Source organism: Cyclobacterium sp. L-R (assembly GCF_056859355.1).
The window spans coordinates 46,683-69,235 of record NZ_JBSXOH010000089.1 but is presented as its reverse complement, the minus strand read 5'-3'; the positions used below and the strand labels follow the sequence as shown (position 1 = coordinate 69,235).

The 22,553-nt window shown below is 37.5% G+C and carries 13 protein-coding genes; 6 read left to right on the top strand and 7 right to left on the bottom strand.

Annotated features, from left to right (window positions below):
• The first annotated feature begins 1 nt into the window (after position 1).
• On the top strand, positions 2-1,135 hold the full coding sequence (rffA, locus tag AC13EX_RS18000; protein WP_482893776.1) for a dTDP-4-amino-4,6-dideoxygalactose transaminase: 1,134 nt from the start codon (positions 2-4) through the stop codon (positions 1,133-1,135).
• Positions 1,136-1,302: 167 nt separating this feature from the next.
• Here the strand turns inward: rffA and AC13EX_RS17995 are convergent, their stop codons facing one another.
• From AC13EX_RS17995 to AC13EX_RS17985, 3 genes are all read right to left on the bottom strand, one after another.
• Positions 1,303-2,343, bottom strand: a complete 1,041-nt coding sequence (locus AC13EX_RS17995) for a PAS domain-containing protein (protein WP_482893775.1) — start codon at positions 2,341-2,343, stop codon at positions 1,303-1,305.
• 180 nt (positions 2,344-2,523) lie between these two features.
• The gene (locus tag AC13EX_RS17990; RefSeq protein WP_482893774.1) at positions 2,524-4,773 is read right to left on the bottom strand and encodes a PAS domain S-box protein; all 2,250 of its coding nucleotides are present in this window, start codon (positions 4,771-4,773) and stop codon (positions 2,524-2,526) included.
• 37 nt (positions 4,774-4,810) lie between these two features.
• The gene (locus AC13EX_RS17985) at positions 4,811-5,746 is read right to left on the bottom strand and encodes an SMP-30/gluconolactonase/LRE family protein (protein WP_482893773.1); all 936 of its coding nucleotides are present in this window, start codon (positions 5,744-5,746) and stop codon (positions 4,811-4,813) included.
• A gap of 482 nt (positions 5,747-6,228) precedes the next feature.
• Here AC13EX_RS17985 and AC13EX_RS17980 point away from each other — a divergent pair, with 482 nt between their 5' ends.
• Genes AC13EX_RS17980 through AC13EX_RS17970 form a run of 3 tightly spaced genes read left to right on the top strand, consistent with a single transcriptional unit; the run spans position 6,229 to position 8,932 of the window.
• A complete protein-coding gene (locus AC13EX_RS17980) occupies positions 6,229-6,696 on the top strand; it encodes a RidA family protein (RefSeq protein ID WP_048641694.1) in 468 nt (155 codons plus the stop codon).
• Positions 6,697-6,745: 49 nt separating this feature from the next.
• On the top strand, positions 6,746-7,816 hold the full coding sequence (locus AC13EX_RS17975) for a bile acid:sodium symporter family protein (RefSeq protein WP_482893772.1): 1,071 nt from the start codon (positions 6,746-6,748) through the stop codon (positions 7,814-7,816).
• A gap of 6 nt (positions 7,817-7,822) precedes the next feature.
• Positions 7,823-8,932 carry a bile acid:sodium symporter family protein gene (locus AC13EX_RS17970; protein ID WP_482893771.1) on the top strand — a complete coding sequence of 370 codons (1,110 nt, stop codon included), beginning with the start codon at positions 7,823-7,825 and terminating at the stop codon, positions 8,930-8,932.
• 94 nt (positions 8,933-9,026) lie between these two features.
• On the opposite strand, the gene AC13EX_RS17965 is transcribed toward AC13EX_RS17970, so the two are convergent.
• From AC13EX_RS17965 to AC13EX_RS17950, 4 genes are all read right to left on the bottom strand, one after another.
• Positions 9,027-10,169 carry a hypothetical protein gene (locus AC13EX_RS17965; protein ID WP_482893770.1) on the bottom strand — a complete coding sequence of 381 codons (1,143 nt, stop codon included), beginning with the start codon at positions 10,167-10,169 and terminating at the stop codon, positions 9,027-9,029.
• Between the two features lie 110 nt (positions 10,170-10,279).
• The gene (locus tag AC13EX_RS17960; protein ID WP_482893769.1) at positions 10,280-13,576 is read right to left on the bottom strand and encodes a VCBS repeat-containing protein; all 3,297 of its coding nucleotides are present in this window, start codon (positions 13,574-13,576) and stop codon (positions 10,280-10,282) included.
• An 80-nt stretch (positions 13,577-13,656) separates the two neighbouring features.
• Complete coding sequence (locus tag AC13EX_RS17955; RefSeq protein ID WP_482893768.1) at positions 13,657-15,276, bottom strand: SusD/RagB family nutrient-binding outer membrane lipoprotein; 1,620 nt, start codon at positions 15,274-15,276, stop codon at positions 13,657-13,659.
• An 11-nt stretch (positions 15,277-15,287) separates the two neighbouring features.
• Positions 15,288-18,356, bottom strand: coding sequence for a SusC/RagA family TonB-linked outer membrane protein (locus AC13EX_RS17950; protein WP_482893767.1), 3,069 nt, complete (start codon positions 18,354-18,356; stop codon positions 15,288-15,290).
• A 572-nt stretch (positions 18,357-18,928) separates the two neighbouring features.
• On the opposite strand from AC13EX_RS17950, the gene AC13EX_RS17945 reads away from it, so the two are divergent.
• Positions 18,929-20,683 carry a PQQ-dependent sugar dehydrogenase gene (locus AC13EX_RS17945; protein WP_482893766.1) on the top strand — a complete coding sequence of 585 codons (1,755 nt, stop codon included), beginning with the start codon at positions 18,929-18,931 and terminating at the stop codon, positions 20,681-20,683.
• Positions 20,684-21,289: 606 nt separating this feature from the next.
• Positions 21,290-22,468 (top strand): hypothetical protein, encoded by a 1,179-nt coding sequence (locus tag AC13EX_RS17940; RefSeq protein ID WP_482893765.1) that lies wholly within the window; start codon positions 21,290-21,292, stop codon positions 22,466-22,468.
• Positions 22,469-22,553: the final 85 nt, after the last annotated feature.

Sequence of the window (22,553 nt, the reverse complement as noted above, 5' to 3'; positions counted from 1 at the left end):
TATGTCTACCATTTCCATTCCTTTTAACAGCCCATATTCCACAGGGAATGAATGGCATTACATTCAGGATGCATACAAGGAAGGTAAATTGGCTGCTGACGGTAAGTATACTAGCAAGTGCCAGGAGTTTTTTGAAAAGAAATATGGATTTGGAAAAGTTTACCTAACTCATTCTTGTACCCATGCACTTGAAATGGCTGCATTGTTAATGGATCTAAAGCCTGAAGATGAAGTAATAGTCCCAAGCTACACCTATGTAAGTACAGCCAATGCTTTTGCCCTTAGAGGCTGCAAGATAGTGTTTGTAGATAGTCTGCCTGATTATCCCGGAATTGACCCTAACCTCCTACCCCAATTGATCAATGATAAAACCCGAGCCATAATCGCGGTTCATTATGGAGGCCTGGCTTGTGACATGGAACAAATCATGGCAATCACTAGAAAACACAAACTGTTTTTGGTGGAAGATGCTGCAGCAGCTATTAATGGCTTCTATATTGATCCCAATAAAAAGCGCCAACCTTTGGGTACATTTGGTCACTTTGCCACTTTTTCCTTTCATGAAACAAAAAACATAAGTTGTGGGGAAGGTGGGATGCTTGTGATCAATGATCCCGAATTTATAAGCAAGGCAGACGAAGTATGGAATAGAGGAACCAACAGAAAAGCCTTTAATGCTGGTAATAAAAACAAATACGAATGGGTAAGCCTAGGCAGTGCTTTTGCCCCTTCAGAGATAAATGCCGCCTGGCTATGGGCTCAATTGGAACAAATAGAGACTATTCAGCAAAACAGAAAAGTGATATGGCACTGGCTTAAAAATAATTTACCAAACCTATTAGAAGAATATGAGATAGAATGGATGAAAATCCCAAGCCATGCTGAACACAATTACCACCTGTTTTATGGACTGGCAAAAAATTTCAAACAGAGAGATGAACTTATAAAAATCCTTAAACAGAAGGGAATTTTAGCTGTTTTCCACTATCAAGGTTTACATACAAGTCCCTATTATTTATCCTTAGAAAACCCAATTCAAAAATTGGTGCAGGCAGAAAAGTACAGCGACAGACTGATTAGGTTTCCTCTATTCGCAAACCTAAACACGGAAGATTTATCCCAAAGAATGCAATAGGCATCTCTTTTTAATTTGCAATTTAATTGATCAGGTGAGTTCAAAACAAAAAAAATTGGCTGACAGAGTATTGGCGTATCGCAGCAATAAAGCTTAGCTGAAAAAAGGAAAGATTGATAGTTAAAAGATTATACCAACCAATAGAAGGATTGCTAGTAAATAAAGGTTTATACCTCGGAACTTTGGTCGTATTTTTCTTTCATTTTGGCTTCTAAGCTCACCTTATCCGTCTTTTTAACAATATCTCTAATTATCTCATCAAGCTCCACCGCTGAATCCATAATCATTTTGCTGTAATTTTCTTTACCAAAATCTTCTTCCAGGGTATCTACTGCCATTACCAAGCTCATAAGTCTTGCCAAGGGCGCTCTAACGACATGAGATTGCATCCAAGCGATCTCCTGCAAACGTTTATTTTGGTCTTCAATGGCCTTGATGTACTGCATTCTTTCAGTGATATCATTTGCAAGTACTACCTCAGCTTTTACACCTTCATGGTCAATTAAACTGCTTTTAATTTCCACGGTGATGATCTCACCATTTTTCTTTTTATGCGTAAAAATTTTTGGACCTATACCCACTTTCCCGGACCTGATACTATTAATCATTCTTTCGAGTTTGGGAATTTCAGGTTCGGGTCTGATATGTTTTAGGTTCATTTGCAAAAACTCATCCTTAGTATAACCGTAATGATCTATCGCAGCCTTATTCACGTCCATAAACTGCAAGGTCGAAAGATTATATAAATACATTGGCTGGGGACTTAGATGAAATAACTCCCTGTATTTCAACTCAGAATGTTTAAGCTGCTGAGATATTCTAGACCTTCCTATACTGTAAATTATACTTTTATAAAGAGAGGTTGGGGAAAGCTCGTCCTTCAATAAATAATCGGACACACCTAATGACAGTGACTTCATTCCAAACTCTATATTGGAATAACCGGTTAGAACAATTATGCTTACATCTCCTGCTAATTCTTTAACTTTCAAAATCAAAGCCTCACCCTGCAAATCAGGTAAAGTCAAATCTAAAATTATACCGTCAAAACGATGAGTGCCTGCTGTTAACTTTTCTTGGGCTTCTTCAAACGTATTTGTAACAGCGAGCTTTAGGTTAAGAACTTTTTCATGGAGGTATTCCTCAATTAGCAATACATCCCCCAAATTATCCTCAACCAATAATAAATGATACCCTTCCTGATCCATCAATAAATGCTATGTAAAAATTTTTTCAGATAATGTCTTTAAATAATATTTAACTCCATAAAAGTAATTGCCTTATTAATTACGCCAATTCCCTTAATAAATACAATCATTGCGCATCATATCTAACAATAAATATGAAAATGTGCATTCTATTCTCCTATACAGTGGCCCTGAAATTTATCAAAGCAACTTAGGTACAGTAAAATAAAATGTAGTTCCACCCTCCTCATTAGAATGAAAACCTATACTTCCACCTAAGTTTTCGATGATCTTCTTACACATGGCCAAGCCTATACCGGTTCCGGCATACTTGCTTTTTGAATGAAGTCTGGAAAATAAGATGAAAACTTTATCCTTAGCTGATTCAGGAATACCTATCCCATTGTCTTTTACCAAAAACTCCCAAAAATTATCCCTTTCCTTGGCAGTAATACTAACTTTAGGTACTACCCCATCCTCCTGATACTTTAGGGAATTATTAATCAAATTTTGAAAAACCTGATGAATTGGAGCAATGGGAATACTCAATAAAGGCATTGGCCCAACTTCGATTATGGCTTTCTTTTGAGAAATTAAGGTCTGTTGAAGACTCAGCACTTTGGATATTAGCTCTGCGAGATCTGTTTCCTTTATTTTTTCCTCTAGCCTGCCTGCTCTGGAATAAGTCAATAAATCCATGATGATTTCTTTCATCCTTGTAGCCCCATCCACTACAAAATACATATATTGCTTCCCCTTTTCATCCAAAACGGAAGAGTACTTTTTATCTAAAATACCCAAAAAACCCGTTATCATTCGAAGGGGTTCTTGAAGATCATGAGAAGCTATATAGGCAAACTGCTCTAATTCCTGATTAGACTGTTCCAGTTCTTTTGCTTTCTTAATAAGCTCCTGATTTAACTGTTTTAGAATGGCTTCCTCTTTTTTCCTTTCTGTCACATCTTTTGTCATTCCCACCAAACCTACTACTTTACCCGAAGCATCCTTAAGTGCTGCCTTATTGGTAAGAAGCCAATTGATTTCGCCATTCTTATTATGATAACATTCTTCCAGATTCATAACAGAATTGCCCGCTTCCAATATTTGATGGTCAATTGCTGTCATCCTCTCGGCTACTTCTTGTGGAAAATAATCAAAAACCGTTTTACCTAAAGTTTCCTCCTCGGTCGAAGCGCCTAAAAAATCATTGTATTGAGATTTATTGTTTATGATGTGTTTCCCTTTCTTATCTTTGACATAAATTCGTATTGGCAAATTGTCAATGATAGTTCTCAATAAAAATCGTTCTTTAAAAAGAGATTCTTCTGCTTGCTTTTTTTCAGTTATATCATAACCAATCCAAATGAATTGGTAGGTTTTGCCTTTATTGTCCTTGAATGGTGTAATGACTGTATCTACCCAAAAAATACCTCCATCGCTTTTTCTTCCTTTGAGCTCTCCCCTCCAAATTTTCCCTTTACTGACCGCTTTTAAGCAATCTTTTAGGGATTCATTTTCCTCATAAACAGCCTTTGGGGAGTTACCTACTATTTCCTGTGATTGAAAGCCTGTGACCTGTTGAAATTTTAGGTTAAGGTAATCTACTTTCTTATCCTGATTGAGTATCAATACCAAGCAGGATTCATCCAAGGCAAATCTATAATCGGAAAGCTCTTGTAAACTCGCAAGCAACTGCTCCTCAGATTCCACATGATCTGTAAAATCTGTTACTAGTTCTATGATATAATATTTACTATCAATTTTTATGTTTTGCGCGTAGGCCTTAGCATAAAACACTTCCCCTGTTTTGGTATGGTGTTGACACTCTACTTGATGTCCACCATTTTTACCAGGTCCTTTACTTATATAAAAATCCTTAGATGGAACATTGTCAACAGGGCAAATATCTCTAAGACTAAGGTCCAAAAACTCTTCTTTTGTATAGCCATATTTCAATAAAGCTTGCCTATTGCAGTCCACTATTTTTAAAGAATCATACTCCCAGATAAAAATCGGCAATGGATGTAATTCATAAAGTTCTTTGTAGTGAATGTTCGAAATCACTTCATTTATTGGAAGCTGGATTTTCTTTTCTTGAGTATAATTAATGCCCTCAATAGTGCCAAATATTCTTGTCCTGTTTCCTTTAGTTATTGAATTCCCTTTTACCCTTAAACAGGTAGAGTCCTCAAGATAAAAAATGTCAAGAAATGCTATTTTGTCCTTAATCAATCTTTCAAAACAAACGGCAAGAGCTTCTCTAAAAGGCGCCTGCACCATTTCAATAAAAGCTGAAAGGGATATTGACTCTGAATTGTTAGTTTTAATATATTTTAGCCCTGTAGAAGAAAATTTTAACTGTTGACTCTCAGGCTGGAGTTCCCATGCACCGATGCCACAAAGCATCAGTACATCAGACAACTCCTGACTGTTTTCTTCATTTGCCAACATCACATATTAACTCTATTTACAAAAAATCACTTCTAACTTATTTGCCAAAAGCTCTGCCTGGCTTTTCGACTAAAAAAGAATCGATATTTCCATTATCCTGCAATGTTACATAGGCCGTTTTACCATCTGGTCCACCAAAAGCAATATTAGAAGGTTTTTCTCCTGACATTTTGATCTCTTTTAGCAACTCTCCCTCTGGAGATAACTTCGCTACTGTTCCTTTACCATGTCTGGTTACGTAGAGGTCTCCATCTACATCTACCCGCATACCATCCATTCCAAAATCTTCAAATGTATGAATCAATCTTTTATTTGAAATTTCTCCTTTTTCATCCAAATCATAAGCCCAAACAGTCCTTTGAACAGATTCATTGACATAAAGTGTTTTATTATCAGGACTGACTTCGATTCCATTTGTCGTTCCCATATCAGTTTCTAAAAGAACAAACTCCCCGTCAAGACCTACTCTCCAGATTTGACCTTTGCTATTTTTCCAATCCGGGTCACTGGCGAATACAATATCATTGTCCATGATGGCAATGTCATTGGGCTGATTTAAATCATCATGGTGCGCAAGAACACTTATCTCCTTGGTTTGCATGTCCACTTTAAGAACATTATGACCGGTATAATCTGCGATTAACATTTCTCCCTTGCTATTAAAACGAATGCCATTACCGGTACTACCTTCAGGTAAGTTAACAAAAAGTGAAGCTTTTCCATCAGGAGTCACTTGACCTATTGTGCCTTCTTTACCAAAATTAACAACATAAAGGATCCCATCTTTATCTACCGCAGGACCTTCTATGCCTCCAGTAAATTCACTGTTAGATGTAAATGGTTGACTTTTATACAATGGCTCTGTAGTACTACTCATTTCTTTATTTTCAGTTTCAGTTGATTTGGATGAACATGCGCCCACAATGACTAAAGAAAGCACCAATACCCAATGATTAATATAATTTTTTGACATTTTGAAATATAGGTTAAAACTAAAAATATATGTATTATTTTATGAATACAAGAATTCCCTTAAAATTAATTAGATTTCATGATATTATATTTATTTTTTATTGCAAATAAATCTTTTATCAAACTTAATTTTTCACTCTTCTTAAAACGTAAAACACAATATTTATTGAAGATGAAGATTTTTTAAAGTTGAAACACTAAAATGGTCCATTTAAAAATTGAGATTTTATGCTAAAATTCACTGATTCAACGCAAATAAAATTACGATGCAATCAACATAAGCAAGGATTGACTAATTTAGAGAAATTCCCATTGCCCCTTGTCTATACAAGGCATTAGTAGCTCTAGCGATTGCCATCTTTAAGTTAATTACCTCCATTAAAACAGTTATCCCCTCGCTTCATCCAATTACATTTGGAGAAAAAATAATATTCCTATATATTCAATGTACTTAATAAGATTACTAAACCTATATCCACCATCATGGAAAAAATGAAAAGAAGAAATACTATTAAAAAATTATTCGCCTCCCTTGCTGGAGTAGCAGGAATAGGCACCATAGCCAAAGCCAATTCTATTGAAACAAAAAGCGCTGAGAAGGAAGCGTTTAGCATAGTAGAAGAACAAGATGTTCCTTTGTTCTCAGGAGCTACCAAACATGGTAACACAGTTTATATCGCAGGTAAAGGTGCCCACTTTGATGGAGATATTAAAGCCCATACAGATCATGTACTAAAGGAATTGGAAAAAGAGCTTGTTAAAGCCGGTAGTTCCATGGATAAGGTACTTAAAGTCAATGTTTATCTACATGACCTTAATGATTACAAAGGGATGAATGAAATATTTAGAGGTAGATTTGGTAGTAAACCACCAGTTCGAACTACTGTTGCGACTTATGGTGGTGTACCAGGTGACTCTCTAGTGGAAATGGATTGTATTGCTTACATTTAAAGCTCTAACAAGCTAATTACCCATAACCCGATTTATTTTGAATAAAGAAATGATTTTCAAATCTCTTATTGGAGCAGGCCTTTTGTGCCTGCTCTTAGCTTTAATACTTATTATTCCCGGTAATATTGAGCAAGCTTCGATCCCACTCATTCTATTTTTTGTATTGATAGGTATTGGTTTTCGAGGATTCGAAAGACTCAAAGGCTTTACTTACACTACAATGATTTTCGCAGGGGTAACTGCAGCCATGTACTATCCGGAGTATTTTGTAGAATACAAAGGCTATTCCTATAGCAACTTAATTACTCCACTGATCCAAATTATAATGTTTGGCATGGGAACTTCAATGGCTTTTAAGGACTTCGCAGGTGTAATTAAAATGCCAAAAGGAGTATTTATAGGTTTATTGAGCCAATTTACGATCATGCCTATAACAGGGTTTATCCTAGCAAGCTTAAGTAATTTCCCAGCTGAAATTGCCGCAGGTTTGATTCTTATTGGCTGTTCGCCTAGTGGTCTTGCTTCCAATGTAATGAGCTACCTGGCAAAGGCCAATTTGGCATTGTCTATTACCATTACTGCCATTTCTACCCTTCTTGCGCCCTTTCTAACGCCATTATTGATGAAGTTATTGGCAGGACAATTTGTAGAAATTAATGTTTTGGACATGATGTGGAGCATTATAAAAATGGTCATCATACCAATAGGAGCCGGATTAATATTCAACAAGTTATTTACCGGAAAAGCCAAGTGGCTTGATGATACCATGCCTGTAGTTTCTATGGCAGGTATAGGTATAATCATTGTCGTTATTACCGCCGCCGGTAGGGATAGCTTGTTGGACATAGGAGGTTTACTTATTGTATTGGTATTTATCCATAATGTCATGGGTTACAATCTTGGTTTTTGGATCAGCAAGTGGCTTGGACTTAACGAAAGAGATGCTCGTACTGTAGCATTAGAAGTAGGCATGCAAAATGGTGGTTTGGCCTCAGGTTTAGCCAAAGAAATGGGTAAACTAGCTACAATAGGATTGGCTCCAGCCGTTTTTGGACCATTAATGAACATCACAGGATCTGTCCTGGCTTCTTATTGGCACAGAAAGCCACCAAAAGATTAGGGGCTTTTGAAAAAGCAATTTCTGTTTCGTCTCTTATCACTATCAGCAATTCTACTGCTGTTACTCTATTTCTACCTGATCCTAACAGGAAATTATGGACCATCAGGCCCATTCCTGATAGGTTTCATGGTATTATTGGGTCTTGCTTTTAATCTAAATCAAAAGCTAAATGGGTACACCTATACGGTGATGATCTTTGGATCAGCCACTTTAGCCCTATACTATCCACAACCTTTTATTGCTTATAAAGGTTATGCCTTAAGTCAATTGATTACCCCACTTATCCAATTCATCATGTTTGGGATGGGGACAGCCATGGCGATTAAGGATTTTGTACAGATTGGCAAAAATCCTAAGGGAGTCTTTATAGGCTTGGTATGCCAATTGACCTTGATGCCACTATCTGGATGGGCAATTGCTCATTATAGTGGCTTGCCTATAGAAATTGCTGCTGGAATCATTTTAGTAGGCTGTTCCCCAAGTGGAGTGGCCTCTAATGTTATAAGCTACCTGGCCAAAGCCAACCTGGCATTGTCCATTACAATAACTGCACTTTCTACCTTATTGGCCCCCTTTGCTACACCTTTTCTTATGAAATGGTTAGCAGGTTCATTGATAGAAATCGACATCGGTGTAATGATGTGGAGCATCGTTAAAATGGTCATTATCCCCATCGGAGCTGGCTTATTGGTCAACCACCTCTTTAGAAATAAAATAGCAATACTACAAAAGATAATGCCCACCCTTTCCATGGTTGTCGTAGCTATAGTTATCGTGCTTATTACAGCATCAGGAAGGGACAATTTACTTGATATAGGTTTTATTTTACTGGCCCTTGTACTTCTTCATAATATCGTAGGCTACTTACTAGGATATACTGCGAGTAAGGCTTTAGGTCTAGATGAAAGAGATTCCAGAACAATCGCTTTGGAAGTAGGCCTTCAAAATGGAGGTATGGCTGGTGCACTAGCCAAAGAAATGGGCAAATTAGCTACCCTTGGATTGGCCCCTGCAGTCTTTAGCATCATTATGAATATCACTGGGTCAGTACTAGCTTCCTACTGGCACAAACACGATCCAAAACCAAAAAATGCCAACATTGAAGAGACTATTTAAAAAGTATAAAATGAAATAGGCTATAATATTTTATCAACTAAAAGTGGAGAAAGGCTAGGCTTACAAATTTCTAGGCCGAATTAAATGGATTAGTCTATCTTAATTCGTAAAAATAAAAAGGAATGTAATCCAATTCCTCCTCAACCTTAGGCTGATTGAGCTTGCGGTCGGCAAATAACCTTCCACCTTGATTCTTAAATTGTATATCTAGGTGTCCTTCCCATAATTTTTTACCCTCTTTTATTATTTGATAATAGGGAATTTTATATTTTTCCTTAATTATTGTTTTCTCTTCCTGCGTAGCGGTGCTATTGTACTCTTCCATTACATCACTGGGTATGGCACCATAGTATCCTGTTAAAAGGTATTCATTTGAAGAAAACAAACCAAAATAAGCTGAATTTTCGAAAACCATCTCAAATGTCCCTCCTTCATAATTTTCAAATGGAAGAGGTGCTATTTGTGAATAAGTGGATTTACCCGGGTTTAATTCAATTGTTTCCATAAGCTCTAAGTTTGGAAAGCTAAAACGATAAATCTCGGGAGAATTTGCAAAAAGAAGGTACAATTCTTCGTTGTGCAGCAATGAAAAAGGCGCGCTATCCAAGTATTTCCCAGGAGATTTTATCATTTGTACGGATTTGGGAATATAATCCTGACTGATAAATTTTTCTTCCTTGAAATCAAAAACCGTTAAAAATGGATGGCTGGATAAAAATTCATCTCTTTCTGTAGAAGCTTCATTTATATCCTTGCTGTAAGCATGAGTAAACAGTCTTTGCTCTTGAACTAGATTAACATGACCTGGACTAAAGTAAATTGACTTGATGTTAAATGGTATTTCTTTTTTTTCAATCAGATTCAATTCCCTATCATACCAAAAAAAATGACCGCTCCCGACAAAAAGCAGCTGGTTATTAGGAAGGTAATTGATAGAAAAATACTGAGTCCCAAAGTAATCCTTTCCATCTATGGAGAGGTTCTTGGTTTGAAGTATATTTCCTTTGTTATTTACTCTAACAAACTCTTTTCTTTGTCTATCATAAAGTAAATATTCCGATTGGTCTTCTTTGAAATCCACCATACTAAGTTGGCCCAGATAATCGATAAAAAGACTGTCAGTTATGACAAACTCAGGCATAATTTCTCCTTCAGATTCAATCTTGGTTTGGCATTGGCAGAAGAAAAGGATCGAAAGGGGAAAGAAAAATAATGTCTTATTGAAAAATTCTGTCATCAGATAGAATACAGTTTAGTACAAAAGATAAATTCAATAAATTATAATAAAGGGTATACCGATAGGGCTCCCAAATAATCTGAGATAGAAATTTACCTTAGAAAAACCAACTACCTGATTTTAAAGACTTTTATTGCCTCATTATTGAAAGCATAAATATAATAAAATTCTTCTCCTACCCTAATGGTTTTTATATCCCTTACCTCATCTTGGAAAAACAAACCGGATTTTTGTACTGGAATAGCTTTCAAAGCTTTATTTTCCTTGTTAATAGTAAATACAAATCCTGGGTTGGCATCCAATTTTCCAGTACTCACCCGCGTTTTGCTAATATTTCCACCTGTTAGTAAAAGGGACTCCTTACTTTGAGAAGGTACAGCTTTATTCATTGCAAAGAGTGGTGAAAGCTGAAGTTCTACAGGAAGTTTACTTTGAGAAAAATTACCTTTCCCGTCATTTATCAATGCCATAGAAGATAAATTATCCGCAGTAAGCGTATCCGCACCACTGAGATCCAGGCTCTCGAAAATACCTTCAACACTTGTCTGAGCAAAAGATCTATAATCAACAAACTTGTTTTTAAGTTTAGGCAATTGCCCAATAATTTCATCCCTACTAAAAGCAAATGAATTTGTATCGGCTTTGTAATAGGTAAAAATAGGGTCTGTTCTCCCGTTATTGTCAAAGTCTTTGAAGACCACTTTCAAAGGTTGCTCAGCATTGGTTTGGTAAACAAGGTTTTCACCATAATTCCCTGCAAGAAGGTCTATGTCTCCATCATCATCGAGGTCTGTGGCAAATAAGTTTAGCCACCAACCTTTGGTAGACTCTGTCAATTCTTTTTGAATAGCTACAAATTGATTTTCTTGCAAACCATATATTTGAATTCCCATCCACTCTCCAGCTATGACTAATTCCTCTTTACCATCCCCATCAGTGTCTACGAAGCAGGCATCACTTACCATTCCCGGATTCATCAATAAAGGGTTGTAATCCTGAGTTACATCCTTGAAGTTTCCCTTCCCATCATTTTCCAACAGGTAACTTCTTGGAGCCTCCGGGTAATTTCCGGGCAAATAGCGTCCACCTACGAAAAGATCAGGAAAACCATCCCCATTAAAATCAGTACTTGCTACTGCGGCCCCACTAAAAGGCATCTTAGGTAGTGAATTGCTTCTTTGGAACTCACCCTTCCCATCATTAATATAAAGCCTGTCTTGATAAAGTTCACTGTCTCTCGGGTGGTCTATGCCACCACTAACAACATAAAGGTCTAGATTCCCATCGCCATTGGCATCCAGCCAGACAGCATCGGTATCCGTAAAACTACTGTCAGCTTCAAATGCAGCCTGTTTGCTTACTGAGAATTCCCCCTTGGCATTCTGAACATACAATACTCCTGATTGGTTTTTTCCTCCACCTATGAATAAATCATCCAATTGATCTCCATTCACATCTGCAACGGCCAATTTGGGTCCTATCCCCCCCATTGAATTGGGCATTAGTCTGTCTTGAGTAAAATCCAAAAAACTGGTCTCATGATGAACAAAATTAATTCCTAAGGCACCAGGAACTTCTTCCAGTAAAGTGCTGATTTTAACTGCCTCGGTCCTTTTTATTTTCCCTTCGGCTTGATTCAGTACTAAGATATGATTAATCGGTACTTGAGAAATGATTTGGTGCTCACCAGTAGGCCAAAAAACCTCAAGACTATCTATAGTAGTGTTTTCACCTAGACCAAATAACAATTCCTGATCTACCGAAGACTGGTATCCACGTGTAGGAATTAATTCCTGATGAAATTGATCTCCATCTGTGTAAACCAATACCTTAGTACCTATACCTTTACTATTTAAACCTTCTCCTTTGAGCCTCACTTTTAAAAAGGAATGATTGGATAACTTCTCACTATTGTTTTTATAAACAGATACCGGATCATTGGTATGGCAAACTATCAAATCTAAATCACCATCTCCATCCAAGTCCGCATAGGCAGCAGCGTTAGATACCGTTTCATCTTCAAGTCCCCACTCATAAGCTTTGTTTTCAAATTTCAAATTACCCTGATTATGATAAAGGTAATTTCTAACATAGATAGGTGGCATCTTATCAATAAGCTCCATTAAAGCTGCTTCTTTCCCTGTTTGATTGGTTTTAAGACGCTCACTTACCAGATAATTCATAAAGTCCATGTCCAGGTAATTCCGGGCATAACCATTGCTGATAAAAATATCTTTCCAACCATCATTGTCAAAATCTGCTGCTAAAACCGCCCAGCTCCAATCAGTATGAGCCACTCCACTAAATTGGGCAATTTCCACAAAGTTGCCTTCACCTTGATTCAAGTGAAACATATTGCGCATGCTTTGTGGGTAAAAACCCTTATTCAGTAATTCACTGTATTTACTGTAGTTTTCAGGTCCTAGAATTGCCTTTTGATTAAAATTAAACTCTGGCATCATATCCATAGTAAGCAAATCTGACATCAGGTCATTGTTCATGTCAGCTGCATCTGCTCCCATAGAAAACAGGGATACGTGCCCCATATGATTTCTAAGTTCTTCCTTGAAAGTCCCATCTTGTTGATTGTAATAAAGGTAGTCCTCTTCATTGTAATCATTGCTTACATAGATATCCAACCAACCATCATTATTATAATCGCTCACAGTCACAGCCAAGCCAAAACCCAAAACATTACCAATAATTCCACTTTCTTCAGTAACATCAATAAATTGACCACCGTCATTTCTATACAAACGATCGCCTAAAAAGTCTCCTATTCTATTTTTATACGAACCATCAATCCTGCTAAATCCTGCATATTCCTGAGTAGAGTGATTGAGAAGAAACATATCCAGATCCCCGTCATTGTCATAATCGAAAAATGAGGCCTGTGTGGAATAACCGGGATCATCCAATCCATATTCTTTCGCGGCTTCCTTAAATGTCAGGTCTCCTTGGTTGATATACAACAGGTTTTTTCTATTGTTATGATCCTTGGCTGCTGATCTACATATATAAATATCCAAAAGTCCATCGCCATTGACATCAGCCATGGTAGTACCAGTATTCCATAATCCAGCTGCCTCTACTCCTGCGGAGGCAGTAATGTCTTCAAATTTAAAATCTCCTTTATTTAAATAAAGTTTACTTGCCATCATATTTCCAGTAAAATAAATATCTGGCAAACCATCATTGTCAATATCACCAACAGCCACTCCTCCACCCTGATAAAAATAACCGTAATTCAGTACATTAAAAGCATCGGACTCTTTAACCAGATTATTAAAAACTATTCCTGAGGAGGAAGACACTTCTGTAAACAAGGCATTTGGATTCTCTTGCTTACAGGAAAAAAGAAAAGAAATTAAAAAACAGTATATCAGGCAATTAGAAATAAATTTCATGGCATTAGTATTTTGGTATAAAACTAAAAAAAGTGCCGCTAAAAACGGCACTTTTTTTATACTTCTATATTAAATTTTACTTAATCATCTGATTTTGCATCCCACCAAAGCTTAGTGCTATTCAAGTTTCCTCCTACTAATTCAGGAAATTTTTCAGCAGCCAAAACAGCTTCACTATTATTTGAATATTCACCCTGAACGAAGACTAGTCTAGGCATTACAACATCTGCAGGGACGAACTCATTGTCAGAGTTCAAACGAGGATAAGGCTTAGGGTAGTTGGTTCTTCTCAACTCAGCCCACGCTTCCCAACCATCAGGATAGATAGCAATCCATTTCTGGGTTCCAATCTGCTCCAATTGCTGTTCTTTAGTTCCACCAGTCATAAACGCTACTGGAATATTTGAACTCGCAGCAATATTCCACTCAGGTTTGAACGAGTAGCTTACGTCACTTGGCGTATTATTACTATTGATATAAGCAGCTATAGTACCAGCATCAGCAGCAATTCTAGGCTCAGTTAAAGAAAGGGTAATTCCTTTTTCATAGAACTCTTGAGCTGTACCGCCCATAGCCCATCCTTCAACAGCTCCTTCAGCTAATAAAAACTGAGCTTCTGCAGCACTCAATACTCTCCAAGGTTCCCCAGCAGCACTTCCACCTCTACCTTCATTTAGGAAAATTGCTCCCATATCAGAATGTAGATCGTTAAGATTTGGTGTACCTAATTCTTCTCTAGAAAGTCCATTTCTTAATCCTTTGTGAGGCATACCCTCTCCAGTGTTTTGATAATTGACAGTTTCGCTGAAGAACACACCAGTTCTTGGATCATCATATCCTACCATTACACTTTCCATCAAAGCACTCATTCTGTACTCACCCCAGTTGGTAATGATCCAATAAGGGTTTCTTGAGTTAACAGTAGTTTGAATTTGAGCACCATCTGCGTTAGTTTCCATTACGCCGTCAGCTACAGCCTTCTCAGCTTCAGATTTTGCCAAAGCAGGTTCTACAAACCTAACTCTCATCGCAAGTCTCAACCTAAGAGTATTGGCAAATGTCAACCACTTGTCAACAGAACCACCATATATTTGGTCATGACCAACAAAGGCACTTTTACCGGTATTTTGTTTCAATACTGCTACAGCCTCATCTAATGTTACAAAGAAATCTTTATAAATTTCTTCTTGAGTATCATAAGCAACACTGGTTTCACCATTACCGAAATTAGAATAGATAATTGGGCCCCAATAATCAGTAATTCTATGGTATCCAGCTACTTTCCATACTTTAATGATGGCATTTTCAACAGGAAGTTCATTTGCTTCAGTAAACTCTTCAACAAACTGAATAACAGGAGCAGCTTGTCCATAGTAATAATTCCAAGCACTGTTTGACCATCCACCTACTTGTGTATGACGATCAGAGTCAAAGTTTACCTGAGTAGTGGCAAAGTACTGAGAGTACAAGTCACCGAATAAACTTTGTGCAATCTGAAAACCTGATGTTCCTCCCCCGGGAGCAAGGTACATCGCACGAGCCTGTGCATTCGCAAATGCGTTACCCAAAAGACCAATATCTAAGTTGTCTGCAACAAGTGCATCTGGTCGGGTGTTTAACTCTTCAAAGTTTTCCGTACAAGCACCAAGCGATAGTGCTGCAACGGATAAACCCATTGCTATTTTAGAAATTTTTATCATCTTCAAATTTTTTAAAATCCTAAATTAAGATTAAAACCAAAAGATCTGGCAGTCGGCGGAGCGAAGGAATCAAATCCTTGAGCCGAAGCAGATGTTCCAACGGTTACATCCGGATCAATATTTCCAGCTTCGTTTAGGAAGAAGAATAAGTTTCTTGCTACGAAAGAAATACTAACTGAACTCAAAGGCAATCCCTCCAATTTACTAGCAGGAATAGCATACCCAATTACAGCTTCTCTCATTCTGATGTTTGTAGCAGATACAGAAAATACTTCACCAATAGGAGCATTTCTACCACCCATATTTACCCAAAACAGCTCAGCAGTTGTTTCGATAGTATTAGGCGCATAAGTTCCATCTTCAAGTTCCATTACAGCAGTTTCATGAGACATGAAGTTGTCACCGAAGATCAAACCACCATCTCTACCATAAAGTGTTTCTTCAGTCACACCGTCTGCAAAAGTAACCGCATTTGTGAAAGAAGCAATACTACCACCTTGTCTGAAATCAATTGTAAAGTTCGCAGTGAAGTTTTTATACTTGAATGAGTTTTGGATACCACCAGTCCATACAGGATTGTAATTGGCAACCCTTACAGTTTTACCTGGAGTTGTTCTTGGAACACCATTCTCGCCAATGATAACAGCACCATCTTCATTTCTTAAATAACCTCTAGAGTAAACTTCTCCAAACAATTCACCTTCTTCAACTCTGAATTCTCTTAAGAAATCACTTCCGACAACGATACTTGGTCTTTCGTCATTGATTTCATTAACCATTGAAATATTTCTTGCGAAGTTACTTGTAATATTCCAGTTGAAATCAGCTCTCCTCATTGGAGTAATGTTAAGCACTACTTCAATTCCTTCATTTTGAACGTCACCACCATTGGTAAAGAAGCTAGATGCTCCAGAACCTACTGGCAAGGCAACAGTAAACAACTGATTGAAAGAGTTGGTTTTGTAGTAAGTGAAATCTACTCCCAAACGGTTATCCAAGAATCGCAAGTCAGTACCTAATTCAATAGATCTTGTGCTTTCTGGAAGCAAGTTTGCATTAGGCAATTGCGTACTTAAAGATACATAACCACCCAATCCACCTGCTCCAAAAGCAGCAGTTCTTTGTAATTGGTAAGGATTCGTATCATTACCCACTTCTGCAAATGAACCTCTTGCTTTAGCAAAAGTAAACCAAGAAGGGAATTCAACTAAATCAGAGATAACGGCATTGATACCCACAGATGGGTAGAAGAAAGACCAGTTAGCTCTTGGCAATGTAGAAGACCAGTCATTTCTTGCGGTAATATCCAAGAAGATTGCATTTTTCCATGCTAACTGACCAAATCCGTAAAGTGAATTAACATCTTTAGGACTACCTACACCATAGGAAGAAACCACTTGCTGAGTATTGCTCAAAGCAAAGAAATTAGGAACAATCATGTTCTGACCAGTATTAGAATTCAAACTGGAATTTCTATTGATTCTTGAGTTACCACCAGCATTGATATTGAAATACCAATCTTGACTCAAAGTTTTCTCATAAGAAATCAAGAAATCAGTGTTGATTTCCATGCTTTCTGATTGACCTACTGAGAACCTACCGTTCTGTGCAATGATATAAGTATCATTGTAAAGTTTTTCTTCACTTACACCGAAAGTACGGTCTAAAGATGCTCTAGCCATTACGGTAAAACCTTCAGAAATCTCATAATTAGCTGAAGTAAAAGCAATGATTCTGTCAAAAGTATCCTTGCTAAGATTTCTGTTCAATGGCCAATAAGGATTGGCTCCACCATTGGATCCTGGATTGAAGTAATTTTGCTTAGCAGCACCAGAAGCATCAATATATTCAAAATTAGAGATATCTTCAGTTCTGATGTTTCTTGGCAATCTTACAATGTGTCTTGTAGGATTGGCATAATTTTCACCCTGAGCAAGTTGATTGTTGATATCTTGACGGATATAGTTGATTTTAGAATCTAAAGTCAATTTATCTGTCAATTTATTTGTGATCCTTAAGTTAATACTATGTCTTCCCAACTCATTGTTAGGTACAACACCAGCAGCATCAGTATAAGTATAAGAGAAATACGTTTGGTTTTTCTCATTTCCTCCACTAATAGCTAAAGTAGTAGCTAAGTTATGACCAGTTTGGTAGAAGTCCTTGATATTGTTAGGCTGAGGAGAAAATTCATAAGTGTCTATGTTGCTATTTGGATCTGGAGACCAGAAAGCAACTGAAGATCCATCCATTTTAGGACCCCAAGAAAATTCTGAAGTTGGAGAATAATTACCATTACTTCCTTGACCATATACATTTTGATAATTTGTCAATATCAATGGATTATCAAACATGTAAGAAGTATTCAAACTTACTTTGAAACCATCAGCTGATCCTCTTTTTGTAGTTACAACGATCGCACCGTTATTTGCACGGCTACCATAAAGAGCGGCCGCGTTTGGACCTTTCAATACGTTGATACTAGCAATATCATCAGGGTTAAGGGTCTCAATTCCTTTAGCAGGAACACCATCAACTATATAAAGAGGCTGACTATCTCCACTAATGGATCGGTTACCTCTCAATACAACTCTAGTAGATCCACCTACACCACTACCAGAACGGTTAATGGATAGACCAGCTACTTTACCTGAAAGAGAATTCATTACGTTCAATTCTCTCGCTTGAGTAATTTCTTCAGTACTTACATCCTGAACAGTATAAGTCAATGCTTTCTTTTCTCTCTCAAGACCAAAAGCAGTAACTACTACCTCTGATAGAGCAGATTCTTCTGCCTCTAGAGCTACATTTAACTCACTATTGTTCCCAACCGCTCTTTCAATCTTTCCATATCCTAAATAGGAAAAAACTAAAACGGCAGATGAACTGGAAACATCTACACTATAATTACCATCAATGTCAGTGATAGTACCTGTATTGGTTCCTTTTACCAATATACTGACTCCCGGCAATGGGGCATCAGCGTCTGCGTCCGTCACAGTACCTGTGATGGTTCGATTCTGTGCCATTGCTTGTATCGTAAACAAGGCCAGAAAAAACACGAGTAATCTTTTTTTCATAAGAAAATGAACAAATTTAATTAAATGACTATTGGAATTTTTCCAATGGTTTAATTTTACTTGAAAATCGCTGATAACCAGCAATACCCTTCGGAATAATCCGAGACAAAATTAAAAACCCAATTAACAAATACCTTTCATAAACTCACAGTTTTTCGATGGAAATTTTAGTCTTAAAAACTAAGAATCATTCAAATTACTATGAAATTCGAGGAAGGTTATCGTTAACATTGGGCGGTTATAACGCTAATATAAGGAAAAATATATTTTCCAAACAACTCAGTTACCTTTGAAATAATTTAATTTAAATATAACACCTGATAAAAAGTAAAAATTTTAACTACCCTCACTAAATAAAATAAATATTTTAGCTATGTAAATGCCCAACAATCAAAATTAAATCAATTTAGTCTCATTTTTCTCATTCTTTTATTTTGGCTGAAAGCTTTTATTTTTTGTTTGTATTATTTTATGAAAATTGCAATAATTTCTATCCAGTCCTATCTTTCTGGAAATTATATTGTTTAAATCTTAGAATTTTATTAATTATCGTGAAATTTTCACGTAAGACCATGAAAAACTCCAATCAACCACTCATAACAATTTTTATTTTTATTTCTTTTTTTTGCTTTCAACTCATTTCTTGTACGACACCTTTAGAATTACCCGAAACTGACCCTAATAATGACGGATTGATTTTGCCCGGTGGTTTTGGTGCCCTTGTTGTAGTGGATAGTATTGGCAAGGCCCGTCACTTAGCAGTAAATAACAATGGCGATATATATGTTAAACTAAGTTATGCTAAAGGCAAAGGTAGCAACGTCGCTCTTAGAGATACCACGGGAGATGGAAAGGCAGATATTGTAACTCATTTTGGAGATTATAAAGATGAAGGAAGTCTCGCCAATGGTATGCGGATCCACGACGGCTATCTATATTATAGTGCTGCTAGGGTAGTGTATAGAAATAAACTTGTTCCAGACAAATTGGTGCCCGACAGCCCAATGGAAATAATCCTTACAGATGACCATGAACATGGAATCCACTGGCACATTACTAAACCCATGTCTTTTGACGAAGAAGGATACATGTATGTGCCTTTCGGAAGTCCCTCCAATGCCTGTCAGGATATGGCTAACAAACCTGGAGGAATACCAGGGTCAACAGGCTTAGATCCTTGTCCTGAATTGATCGAGCATGGCGGGGTATGGCGATTTAAAATGGATAAACTAAACATGACCCAAAAAGATGGGGAATTGTACGCTACAGGAATTAGAAGTGTAGTAGCCATGGATTATAATAAGGTGGACAAAAACCTCTACTTGGTCATGCACGGAAGAGACAACCTCCACTTATTGTACCCAAAGACTTTTAGCCCTTGGGAAAGTGCGGTTCTTCCTTCGGAGGAATTTATTCGTATCGAAGAAGGTGGAGATTATGGCTGGCCTTATTGTTATTACGATCAGATCAAGGGCAAAAAAGTACTCGCACCTGAATATGGCGGTGATGGTGAAATTATTGGTCGCTGTGCAGACATGGACGATCCCGTTATGGGATTTCCCGGACACTGGGCCCCCAATGACCTATTATTTTACACAGGAGATCAATTTCCTGATCGGTATAAAAATGGGGCTTTTATCGCTTTTCATGGTTCTACCAATAGATCACCTTATCAACAATCAGGGTATTTCGTAGCTTTTGTACCATTTAAAAATGGACAAGCAAGTGGGGAGTGGGAGGTTTTTGCCAATGGTTTCGCAGGTAAAGAACTTATTGTAAATACCAGTGATGCGGAATTCAGGCCCATGGGACTAGCTCAAGGACCGGACGGTTCATTGTATGTATCTGACTCCAGGAAAGGTAAAATCTGGAGGATTCTATATAAAGGAGACAAAGCTTCATTTGGAGAGGCTGAATTAGCTAAAATGGAAGAGCAAAAGCTGGTTGCCAATATTCGTAACCCACACCCTGAAGAAGACAATCAAGACAAAGGTCAATTCCCGGAAGGTAAAAAAGTATACAATACTTATTGCTCCCCTTGTCACCAAAGAGATGGAAATGGCGCTACTGGAAGAATCCCGGGCCTAAGACAAACGGATTGGGTAACGGGAAACAAAGACAAACTTATCAATATCGTCCTTCAGGGACTTGATGGGGAAATCGAAGTCAATGGAGAATTGTACGATAATGTAATGCCAGCCCATCAGTTTTTAAGCGATGAGCAGATTTCAGAAGTATTGACCTTTATCAGACAAAACTTTGATAACAAGGCCTCGGCCGTCTCAAAAGATGAAGTAGCTAACATAAGGGCTAAAATTTCAAAATAATCGGCCCAAACAAAACCATCATTCCGAGGCTTAACATTTTCGAAATGCAGCAATCCAGATGACAATATCCAATGCCGCACCCCAGTGGGGTGCAATCTTTGCAGCCCTGGGTAAGCCGACGCAGGAGGTGCGACCCACGGTGTAAGTGAGTTGGCATTTGTAGGGCATTAGCTTCCAGTAAGTTCAACATTGAAACCGCTTTTCGCTAATGCCAGTGGCCCCTTACCGGATAATATTAAAATCTGTCATCAGTAGGCTTTGCGGGGCTTTTGAGCATAAGAGTTCGAAGGAATCTCCAACGTGATAAGATTGCCGCACCCTTTCCTTACGCAGCACCTCCACAATAAAGGGTTTGCAATGACATATACATAAAAGAATCGTCATTCCGAGGCTTAGTGTGAGATTTGAGCGGCCCCTTCGACACCCTTCGACAGGCTCAGGGACCTCAACAGGTGAACCATGCATCTGCTCAATAAATGCAAGATTTAAATTCATCCAATTTACTTTTATCCCACATTATTTATAAATACATTACATTCTTAGTTGAAAACACCTGCTAAAATCGCAATCTATTTTTTATCAACAATCTGTAATGGAAAAGCCAAAATGAAAAGTTTATATACCATTTTAAATAGCGGAATATTCTTTATCGCTCTAGGACTAGGTCTAAGCTGCAATTCCCCAAAAGAGAATACAGCTCAAAGAAAATTTTCCATCACAGTTAGGGACTCGATCAATATTGAAAACTTAGAGCCCTTACATCTTAAGGGCTATGATCCACTATCAGACCATTACCTTTTGTCAAATGCAGGAATTGGCATACGCCAGATTTTTCAGGTAAATGGTAAAGGGGCCATTACTTCCCATTTTACTATTCCTGAAGAAGGGCCAAATGCACTTTCAAATCCTGGAAGCGTGGGATTACTGAATGGAGCCATCATTATATATGACATGGAAAAAGGCTTTGTAAAACTCAACCCAGACTCAAGCATCATTCCTGAGGCAAAAATTCCCTATCCACATAACTATTTGTTTTTCCCACCTCACCTACCTTTAATAAAGCAAAGTGGAGAAGAGATGTATTATATCAAACCACTTATAGATGAAGACTTCATAGATGGCATGGGAGAACAGTTCTATAAAAACTATTACAGTAAGTCGCTACTTGAAAAGCACAATTCAAAAACTGGTGAGACAAAACCATATTTAAAAATACCAGAGCAAAGCATTTTTAAGGACGACATGAATCATGGCATATATGTTCCCGTAATCAAAAATAAAGGGAATGACTGGTTGGTATCAACATGGTTTGATCCCTTTGTTTATTTATACAAGGAAAATGATGATGGGATTACTTTCGAAAAAGCCATTGATTTACAAATCACAGGAATGAACAAATACCAGAGCGTAGAGATGAAAAATAGCGATCAATTTTTTGATATTAATGCTGGTAAACGCCCAGGAAATATCAATGACATCCTATTTATGGATGATTATACGGTTATTGTCTACAGAAAGGGGCTGACAGATCAGGAACAAAAGGATATAAAGGCAAATTTCCCCAATCAAACCAAAATGGAGATGGAAAAGAAAGACACCTTTTATGCCGTTATCTTGGATAAAGATTACAATGTGCTGGACAGCAAGGTCAATTTTCCTAATGGCGTGTACTACCCCAATATCGTCAACAAAAGCAATGAAATAATCGCATTGAAAAACCCCGATCTATTTGATGTCGAAGAAAACTATGTCACCCTATATAGAATGGAATTGGGTTTTGAATGATTCAGTAAATCAAGTATCCATAGACCTTGACTCCCATTAGGCCTTGGCTTGAATATTACCACCTATTTACCCAAGATCCATCAGC